The following is a 5,116-nucleotide window of genomic DNA, read 5'->3' as shown; positions in this document are numbered from 1 at the left end:
ACATGCCACTGCAGCCCGCGCCAAGTACGGTGAGCGCCATAAGCCCGCTTGCGAAGCTCGGGGCCGAACTTGCGCACCCAGCGATGGATCGTCGAGGCATCGGCGGTCACGCCACGCTCAGCCAGCATGTCACGCACATCCCTGCACGAAAGCGAGTAGCGACAGTACCAGCGCACTGCCATCAGGATAATCTCACAAGGAAACCGATGCCGTTTGAACGGGTTCTTGCGCTGTGCCATCGACCGCTCCGCCATCACAAACAAGCGGAGCCAGCGACTTCCGCTGAGTTCATGCAACGGACCCGTCACAGCACACTTGCAGAAAGCGTTGTGCCGACGGTGTAGATCAAGCCTAAATGGCCATCAGACAGCGTGAAAGCTACCATCATCTTGCCTGCAAAGAACGCGATGAAATAGGCTTGCCCTTAGGGGGAGGTAAAGCAAAAGGATCATTGGCCGCCAGGAATGGGGGCTTGCTACTTTGAAACCGCAAAGCCGCCCTTGGCGGAACTATTGCGCGATCAAGACTGGATTATAACAGCCTAGTTTCCCGCAAGAGCCGTCACGGGTGACAAGATGATCGAGGTGGCGTTTTGCACTGTGAGCACTGTTCCCGGCAGCAGGCCCGTTTTATTGGAGGCGTCGGTGTTGAGCGCAGCTTGGACGGAGCCGAGTTTGCCTAGGATTTTTAACAAGGCGGGGGAATTTGCCGGCGTGAAGTGATCGAGTGCGTCACCATTGAAGTCAGTCACATCAACCACAGTCACATCCAGATCAGACAGCGGAGAAACATCGGGGATATTACCAAGGCGAGCAGGTTCACCAGTAAGGCGGGCCGCCAGGAGCAGGGCCTTGTCACGCCGGGATGTAAAGATGATGAAGGGTTGCGGCAGCGTGCCGATGCGCTTGGCTTGGCTGCGAAACAGATCAACATCAAGATCCGGTGACATCAAAATCACGCCATTGAGTTTGGGCAGCACTTTGCGATCATCCCGGATCGCCATTTGGCGCAGTGTTTCCATGACGATGAGCGAACCCATGGAATGGCCAAGAAGAGTGATTGATCTGGTGCCGGAATCTGCGATCTCGGTGAGATACTTTTCCAGCCCGTCACGGCTATAGAGCGCACTGTCGCGATCATAGCCATAGGCCAGCGGGTTCACTCGCGACGGCCAGGTGTAGCTGAGGGGAATATCGTCGATTTCAAGGTCATTTGTGAGCTGGGTCAGACGAAAAACCGCATCTCCAACAGATGTGTTGTATCCGTGGACAAACACCACAGCCCCACGGTTGGCCTTGGGAAATTTACGGTACGCAGCCGCAAGATCGTTTCGAAACTGGGCTTCTGTTTTAAACGTGCGCGCACCGGTCGCCAAAAATTGGGTGTTGGGATCAGGCTCACCCCGAGTAAAATATTCAACCGTTCCGGGCTCACGATTGGGGGGAACAGAAACGTCAAAAGCCTGAAAGCTGAGCGGCCCTCGCAATGTGTACAACTGATTCTTATCCGCAGGATCCAGTTCGCGGGTTGATCCAACGCGAATTGTGTAGGGCTTGCCGACGCCGGTATCTGGCGTAACCACAAGGGTCGCTCGCGGGGTGCAAGCGGCCAGAAGCAGAACAATTCCAAAGATTCGCAGCGCGGCAGTCATGGGCGCAGCTTTACCTGCTTATTCAGCCAGCGCAATTCTCATAATACATAGCGAGAGAGGTCGGTGGACTTTGCCAACTCGCCAAGGTTTTTCTCAACATAGGTTTCATTGACTTCGACCGCTTCGCCAACCCTGTCAGGCGCAACGAAAGAAAGCTCTTCAAACACACGCTCGATAACCGTGTAGAGCCGCCGTGCTCCAATGTTTTCAACGCTTTGGTTGACCTCGGCGGCGATGCGGGCCAGCGCAGCGATCCCGCTATCGGTGAAACTCACTTCAACCCCTTCGGTCTTCATCAAAGCGGTGTACTGCCGGGTGAGGGCGTTGTCCGTTTCAGTGAGGATGCGCACAAAATCTTCCTCAGTCAGCGCCCGTAGCTCAACCCGGATGGGCAAACGCCCCTGGAGTTCTGGCAGCAGGTCAGACGGCTTGGCAATGTGGAAGGCCCCTGAAGCGATGAAGAGGATGTGATCGGTTTTCACCGGGCCATACTTTGTGCTCACCGTCGTGCCTTCGATCAATGGCAGCAAATCGCGCTGCACACCTTCGCGCGAAACATCCCCACCACGGGCCTCGGCGCGAGCGCAGACCTTGTCGATCTCATCCAGGAAAACGATGCCGTTCTCTTGCACCGATTCAAGCGCAATTTCTTTAACGGCCTCATCATCGAGGAGCTTGTCAGCCTCTTCGCCGATGAGTACCTCGTAGCTTTCGGCAACAGTCATCTTGCGGCACTGCGTGCGCCCGCCAAAGGCCTTTCCGAACAGGTCTTGCAGATTGCCCATGCCTTGCATTCCGCCCGGCTGGCCGGGGATTTCAAAGGCGGGCATCGACGGGGCAGGCTCTGCAACATCCAGTTCAATCTCGGTCTCATCAAGCTCGCCGCTGCGCAGTTTTTCACGGAACATGTCGAGGGTTTTACCGCGGGCATCTTCTCCGGCGATGGCACGCAGCACGCGCTCTTCGGCAGCTTCACGGGCCTTTGCATTTACATCGTCACGCATGAACTCGCGCGTTTGGGTGATAGCGCTATCCATCAGATCACGCACGATCTGCTCAACGTCGCGGCCCACATAACCGACCTCGGTGAACTTTGTTGCCTCAACTTTGATGAATGGCGCGCGGGCGAGTTTGGCCAGCCGTCGGCTGATCTCGGTTTTGCCAACACCGGTGGGGCCGATCATGAGGATATTCTTGGGATAGACCTCTTCACGGATGTCATCAGACAGTTGCCGGCGCCGCCACCGGTTGCGTAAGGCGACGGCGACAGCGCGCTTGGCGTCTTTCTGGCCAATGATAAAACGGTCCAGCTCGGATACGATTTCGCGTGGGGTAAGATCGGTCATATAATGAACTCTTTCGATCGGGTCCAAGGCGGAAGGCGGTCCTTGCTTGGAAAGGTGGGTAGGGCGGCCATGAGACCACCGCGAATGTGCTCCCAGAAGGCTCCGAGGAACACGAGGAATGCGCCGAGGAAAAGGATCAGCAGCCAAGTGTTACCCTGCGCCACGGTGGCCGCGAGGGCGACCATGTAGCCGATGCCGGAGATCAGGAAGGAGCGGCGATCAATCGCGATTGCAAACAAGGCCATGACGATGAGGAAGACGATGAGAACAAGGTAAGCGATATAGCCACCTTGGGTAAAAAGCGTGAGGGCGAGGGTATTTACGATGGCTGGAGCCGAGATGATGTGCAGCCAGAAGCCCTGTGCTGAGCGGCGGGTCACGCGGTGTGGATCGGAGATATCAAACCGTAGTGCGATCACCAAGCCAACGAGGCCAAGACCAAGGGTGATCCAGGGGAATGCCGAGTTTGCCGAGAGCAGGAAGGCCTCTCGAAGGTCGCTCAATTCACTTCCGGTCATAGCGGTGAGGCCAAAGGCAAAGGTGTAAACGCTGAGCGCCACCAAAAGCAGCGCGAACGGCACGCGAAAGATGGCCCAATAGACAAGCAACGCGAGTGTTGTCCAACCGGCAGCGGCTGGGAGCGCGCCGATGTTATCACCACTCAGCCATGCGCCAAGGACCATCCCTGCCTGGCTAGCCGATATGGAAAACATGACAGCGAGCGCGATAGAGGGCGCAACCATCCGGCGGATGCGGGTGAAGTAGATGGCGAGGGCCATACAGGTGGCCATGCCGATGAGCGAGAAGACGAAGAGTGAAACCTGAAACTCTTGGGATACAACGGATGACAGCCCCGCGATGCCCGACCAGCCCGCGTAGAGAATAACCAAACCAATCACGATGAAGATCTCGTTGAAGCCCTTGAACAGCTCAAACGGCTCGTCCAGACCTTCAAGATTTTCACGCGCACCGCGTCGAGCGTCAGAAAGCGCAACAATGGCGTTGGCCTGAGCCTCGCTGATCTTCCCGGCACCGACGGCGGCGCGGATATCATCTCGGGTGATGGTCATCCGCTGATCTTTTCGATGGTCAGGTTGCCGTTGGTGTAAACGCAGATATCGGCGGCAATGGCCATGGCGCGGCGGGCGATTTCCTCGGCTTCGATCTCTTGATCAATCATCCCGCGGGCAGCGGCGAGGGCGTAGTTTCCGCCCGATCCAATGGCCGCGATGCCGTGCTCTGGCTCCAGCACATCCCCTGCACCGGTAATGACCAGCAGCTCCTTACCATCGGTCACGATCAGCATTGCCTCAAGTTTTTGCAGGTACTTGTCGGTCCGCCAGTCCTTCGCCAGCTCAACGCTGGCGCGGGCAAGCTGGCCCGGAGTGGCTTCGAGCTTGGCTTCCAGCCGCTCCAACAGGGTGAAGGCATCTGCCGTTGACCCGGCAAAGCCGCAGACCACATCATGCCCGCCCGGAGCGATCCGGCGCACCTTACGCGCTGATCCTTTGATCACGGTTTGGCCCAGGCTCACCTGCCCGTCACCCGCAACTACCACCTCGTCACCCTTGCGGACGCCAATGATCGTGGTGCCATGCCAGCCGGGAAATTCATCTTGAGCCATTGTGCCCTCCATTTCCCATCCGAGATATTCACCGCTCTCCAATGGTGCAACCCTTGCTGTCACGAGAGACGAGCCATAGCGTGCCGCCATGGAAGCAAAGCAGCTTGATATTTGCCTTGATGCGCCAAGCCTTGAGCGGGTCATGCAAGGGCGGTTCCCATTTTTTTGTCGCACAAAAGAGGCCTTTGAGGCTGAAGGCTGGGATGTGCGTTTGCGGCGCAATGGGCTAACGCAGCGGCTGGCGGTTGGTGGCCGGGGCGGTCGGGCGCTGTTTCATATGGAGGCCCCAAGCCACGCGGGGGCTTTGGTGTGCCGCCGTATCTACCTTGGTGCATTCTGGCGCATCGAGAAACAGGCCGAACGGTGGGAATGGCCTGTTGCCAGGGCCAAGTTTGATCCGCGTGCGGTGGACCGAACAGCGGCGGCGAAATTCTTTTCTGACTGGCGCAAGTGGAAGTTCAAGAACGGCGCCGGGGTTGCCGACGATGGTTTCAC

Annotated in this window: 4 protein-coding genes and 2 pseudogenes; 1 reads left to right on the top strand and 5 read right to left on the bottom strand. The window is 57.6% G+C overall.

The window, feature by feature from the left end; genetic code table 11:
- The 5 genes and pseudogenes from P1U55_RS15705 to hslV form a co-directional block, all read right to left on the bottom strand.
- Nucleotides 1-239, bottom strand: a pseudogene (locus P1U55_RS15705) (IS6 family transposase); the annotation flags it as partial.
- Between the two features lie 302 nt (nt 240-541).
- On the bottom strand, nt 542-1,651 hold the full coding sequence (locus P1U55_RS15700; protein ID WP_301048581.1) for an alpha/beta fold hydrolase: 1,110 nt from the start codon (nt 1,649-1,651) through the stop codon (nt 542-544).
- Between the two features lie 38 nt (nt 1,652-1,689).
- On the bottom strand, nt 1,690-2,997 hold the full coding sequence (hslU, locus tag P1U55_RS15695) for an ATP-dependent protease ATPase subunit HslU (RefSeq protein WP_301048580.1): 1,308 nt from the start codon (nt 2,995-2,997) through the stop codon (nt 1,690-1,692).
- On the bottom strand, nt 2,994-4,067 hold the full coding sequence (locus tag P1U55_RS15690; RefSeq protein ID WP_301048579.1) for a hypothetical protein: 1,074 nt from the start codon (nt 4,065-4,067) through the stop codon (nt 2,994-2,996). Before P1U55_RS15690 ends, hslU begins: the two co-directional genes overlap by 4 nt.
- Nucleotides 4,064-4,621, bottom strand: coding sequence for an ATP-dependent protease subunit HslV (gene hslV, locus P1U55_RS15685; protein WP_301048578.1), 558 nt, complete (start codon nt 4,619-4,621; stop codon nt 4,064-4,066). The genes P1U55_RS15690 and hslV overlap by 4 nt, the downstream gene beginning before the upstream one ends.
- 88 nt (nt 4,622-4,709) lie before the next feature.
- Here hslV and P1U55_RS15680 point away from each other — a divergent pair.
- A pseudogene (locus P1U55_RS15680) lies at nt 4,710-5,116 on the top strand (hypothetical protein); the annotation flags it as partial.

Origin of the sequence: Vannielia sp., from assembly GCF_029212645.1 — a bacterium.
Lineage (GTDB): Bacteria > Pseudomonadota > Alphaproteobacteria > Rhodobacterales > Rhodobacteraceae > Vannielia.
This window is presented reverse-complemented; position numbering and strand designations above follow the sequence as displayed.

Coding starts and splice junctions, on each gene's coding strand:
- hslU (WP_301048580.1), bottom strand. CDS start 2,997: ATGACCGATCTTACCCCACGCGAAATCGTATCCGAGCTGGACCGTTTT.
- P1U55_RS15700 (WP_301048581.1), bottom strand. CDS start 1,651: ATGACTGCCGCGCTGCGAATCTTTGGAATTGTTCTGCTTCTGGCCGCT.
- P1U55_RS15690 (WP_301048579.1), bottom strand. CDS start 4,067: ATGACCATCACCCGAGATGATATCCGCGCCGCCGTCGGTGCCGGGAAG.
- hslV (WP_301048578.1), bottom strand. CDS start 4,621: ATGGCTCAAGATGAATTTCCCGGCTGGCATGGCACCACGATCATTGGC.